Origin of the sequence: Sulfurospirillum sp. SCADC (assembly GCF_000743525.1) — a bacterium.
Lineage (GTDB): Bacteria > Campylobacterota > Campylobacteria > Campylobacterales > Sulfurospirillaceae > Sulfurospirillum.
Map to the genome: position 1 here is coordinate 1 of NZ_JQGK01000011.1, position 759 is coordinate 759.

Annotated in this window: 1 rRNA gene (only partly in view); it reads left to right on the forward strand. The window is 47.7% G+C overall.

The window, feature by feature from the left end:
• Positions 1 to 759 (forward strand): 23S ribosomal RNA (locus JU57_RS07970) (its annotated part continues 2,002 nt past the right edge of the window); the annotation flags it as partial.

A 759-nucleotide genomic window follows, 5' to 3' on the forward strand; every position in this document is an offset into this window, starting at 1 on the left:
TCCGAATGGGGCAACCCAGCTGACAGGAATGTCAGTTACCCTGCGGGGAGCGAACCTGGTGAAGTGAAACATCTCAGTAGCCAGAGGAAGAGAAATCAAATAGAGATTCCGATAGTAGCGGCGAGCGAACTTGGAAGAGGGCAAACCAGATGCTTGCATCTGGGGTTGTAGGACTGCGTTGTAGAATGATGATAGGTAGTAGAGTAACCTGGAAAGGTTAACCATAGCGGGTGATAGTCCCATATACGAAATCTAGATTCATCTTAGCAGTATCCTGAGTAGGGCGGAACACGTGGTATTCTGTCTGAAGCCGGGAGGACCACCTCCCAACCCTAAATACTACTTACAGACCGATAGTGAACCAGTACCGTGAGGGAAAGGTGAAAAGAACCCCAGTGAGGGGAGTGAAATAGAACCTGAAACCATTTGCTTACAATCATTCAGAGCCCTATGATTTATCAGGGTGATGGACTGCCTTTTGCATAATGAGCCTGCGAGTTGTGGTATCTGGCGAGGTTAAGAAAACTCGGAGCCGTAGCGAAAGCGAGTCTTAATAGGGCGAATTAGTCAGATGCTGCAGACCCGAAGCGAAGTGATCTATCCATGAGCAGGTTGAAGCTGGTGTAAGAGCTAGTGGAGGACCGAACTCATTGACGTTGAAAAGTCTCGGGATGACTTGTGGATAGGGGTGAAAGGCCAATCAAACTTCGTGATAGCTGGTTCTCTCCGAAATATATTTAGGTATAGCGTCATGTTGTA